The sequence below is a fragment of the Hominilimicola sp. genome (assembly GCF_046972485.1).
GTDB classification, from domain to species: Bacteria; Bacillota; Clostridia; order UBA1381; family UBA1381; genus Hominilimicola; species Hominilimicola fabiformis.
In genome coordinates, this window is sequence record NZ_JBKVWU010000188.1 from 1 (window position 1) to 3,016 (window position 3,016).

Genomic DNA, 3,016 nt, shown 5'->3' on the forward strand with positions numbered 1-3,016 from the left:
GCAGTCGTTAAAACTACTACGCTATAAAAAGTCTAACTTTTTGGGGTCACATCATAAAAACTGTACTCGTTTTTTTGTTTATCTATGCGTGTGGTGTAGGCATATATTTCACTTCAAGCGAAAATCGCAGACCGGGAGAAGAACACGGCTCAGCAAAATGGGGTAATGTTCAAAGCATTGCACGAAAATACACTAACAGAAAAAACAAGTTAAAAAATCTCATATTGTCGCAGAATTTGATGTTAAGTCTGAATGCGAAAAGTCATAGACGAAATCTAAACATACTTGTAGTCGGTGGCAGCGGTGCAGGAAAAACTCGATTTTATGCTAAACCTAACATTATGCAATGCAATACCTCATTTGTTATAGCCGACCCCAAGGGTGAAATGTTACGAGCAACAGCACCTCTATTGTTACAACGTGGATATGATGTTAAGGTATTCAATCTTATCAATCCGTCAGATTCGGACGGATACAATCCGTTTGTATATATTCGGACGGATGAAGATGTAATAAAGCTAATATCAAACTTAATACAGAATACCACGCCTAAGAACGCACAACAGTCAGACCCGTTTTGGGAGAAAAGCGAAATTGCACTTGACTCAGCGTTGATGTTATATCTTATACACGAAGCACCATCTGAAGAACAAAATTTTGAAACTATGATGTTTATGATTGAAAATGCAGCTACGATGGAGGAGGACGAAACATTTGAATCCCCCGTTGATATATTGTTTGAAACGCTTGAAGAACGATGTCCCGAACATATTGCAGTAAAGCAATGGAAAATATTTAAGCAAGCGTCAGGCAAAACGGCAAAATCAATACTTATTTCCGCAGCGGTAAGGCTTGCGGCTTTTAACTTACCCGAAATCGCTAAAATGACGTCATATGATAATCTTGATATAGGCAGTTTGGGCGAAAAGAAAAAAGCTATATTTTGCGTAATCCCCGACAATGATAATTCATTTAATTATCTTGTCGGTATGCTTTATACGCAGGCATTTCAAGAATTGTATTATCGAGCAGACCATAAACACGGTGGAGAGTTGCCTATTCCCGTACATTTTGTAATGGACGAATTCGCAAATGTGGCATTGCCGGATAACTTTGAAAGGGTGCTTGCAACTATGCGTTCACGTCGAATTTCAGTGTCAATAATCATTCAAAATATGGCACAGTTAAAGGGATTGTTTAAGGATAGTTGGGAAAGTGTCGTAGGAAACTGCGACACTTTTTTGTATTTAGGCGGTAACGAGCAAAGTACACACGAATACATTTCAAAAATGCTTGGCAAGGAAACTATTGGCACGCAAACGCGAGGTATCACAAAGGGACGTAACGGTAGCAGCAATACAAATTATCAAAACGCAGGACGTGAATTATTGACGTTGGACGAAGTACGCCTGTTGAATAATTCAAACGCTATTATTTTTATCCGTGGCGAAAAACCTATAATGGACAAGAAGTTTGACATACTATCACACACAAATATCAAGCTGACTGAGGACGGCGGAGCTATGCCGTACACACACAGCAAAGACAATAAATATCTGATAGAAGATTTAAATGTATCGGATATTGAAAACTTAAAATTTATGGATTTGGAGGATACAGACAATGAAAAAAATTCAGAACACGAACAAAACTAAAGAAAAACTCAACAAGGCAACAAAACATCTGCGTGTAGCAAAATATACACTTATGACAATACTTCTTATAATGTCATTTGCAACACCTGTACTGGCAGACGACCCATTATCAGCAATTAACGGTCTGTCAACATTTATATTCTCAGCCATTAAGGCAATCGGAATGATTTTGTTAGGTTTCGGTATCGTACAAATAGGTCTGTCGTTGAAATCGCACGACGCTTCACAACGTGCTAACGGTTTCTTAACATTCTTCGGCGGTGTAATTATTGCATTTGCAAAGGATATTCTTGATTTAATATTATAAACTGCGAGATACAACAAGATAAAAGACAGAAAAATAAGTTGAAAAGATAATGAATTTAGCATAAGAGCAATCAATCTTGTTAGATTGGTTGCTCTTTTTGCATTGGATTTTTACAACTTGCTTGCAAGTTGTAGTGAGCAAAACATTTACGGTTTATGTTATAGCATTAGGAGGTGAATATATTGTCAGATAATTGGATAGTAGCAAATTTGGAAAATGCGTTCAGCACTTGGAATGATAAAATGACTGAAATATGGTCAATTATAACTACTTCCCCGCAAGAATTCAAAGGCGGAGCAATATGGAATATCGTAACTACAATAAATGGAGGATTGCAGGCTATTGGATATGCCTTGCTTATCCTCTTTTTTGCTATGAGTATATTCAAATCAACCGCAAGTTTTAGAGATTTTCAGCGTCCAGAATATGCACTAAAACACTTTATCCGTTTTCTTGCAGCCAAAGTAGCAATTACATATGCACTTGACATTATGACTGTCATATATAAAATATGTGGCGGTGTGGTAGAAAAAATTGCAGGTAGCCTTGGTGGTATCAGTGGTGCGGCTGTAACTCTCCCCGCAGCGATTGAAACGGCGGTTGAAGAAGCAGGTTTTTGGGCAAGCATACCATTATGGCTTGTTACAATACTCGGCAGTTTATTTATAACCGTGCTATCATTTATTATGATAATGAGCGTGTATGGACGTTTTTTCAAACTATATATGTACACCGCACTTGCCCCTGTTCCCCTTTCGTCATTTGCGGGTGAAGGAACATCACAGATTGGAAAATCATTTATAAAATCATATGTCGGTGTATGCTTGGAAGGAGCAGTAATCGTACTTGCGTGTATTATATTTTCGGCATTTGCAAGTGCAAGTACACCTAATATTGATACATCAATCACAACAGTAACAATGATATGGAAATATATAGGCGAAGCGATTTTTAATATGTTGATATTGGTTGGGCTTATCAAAGGTGCAGACAGAATAGTAAAAGAAATGTTAGGCACTTAAAATTTGTCGTTGTATTTTATGCAATATTATGG

General features: G+C 37.4%; 3 protein-coding genes. All 3 read left to right on the plus strand.

All coding sequences use genetic code 11. The features are described 5' to 3' along the window. Positions 1-74 precede the first annotated feature (74 nt). The 3 genes from ACLTU0_RS11595 to ACLTU0_RS11605 all read left to right on the plus strand — a co-directional run bounded on the left by ACLTU0_RS11595 (position 75) and on the right by ACLTU0_RS11605 (position 2,984). Positions 75-1,655 (plus strand): VirD4-like conjugal transfer protein, CD1115 family, encoded by a 1,581-nt coding sequence (locus ACLTU0_RS11595; RefSeq protein ID WP_412322592.1) that lies wholly within the window; start codon positions 75-77, stop codon positions 1,653-1,655. Between the two features lie 70 nt (positions 1,656-1,725). Continuing rightward, a complete protein-coding gene (locus tag ACLTU0_RS11600) occupies positions 1,726-1,962 on the plus strand; it encodes a hypothetical protein (protein ID WP_412322595.1) in 237 nt (78 codons plus the stop codon). Positions 1,963-2,144: 182 nt separating this feature from the next. After that, positions 2,145-2,984: a hypothetical protein gene (locus ACLTU0_RS11605; protein WP_412322594.1), complete on the plus strand. Its 840-nt coding sequence runs from the start codon at positions 2,145-2,147 to the stop codon at positions 2,982-2,984. Positions 2,985-3,016 lie beyond the last annotated feature (32 nt).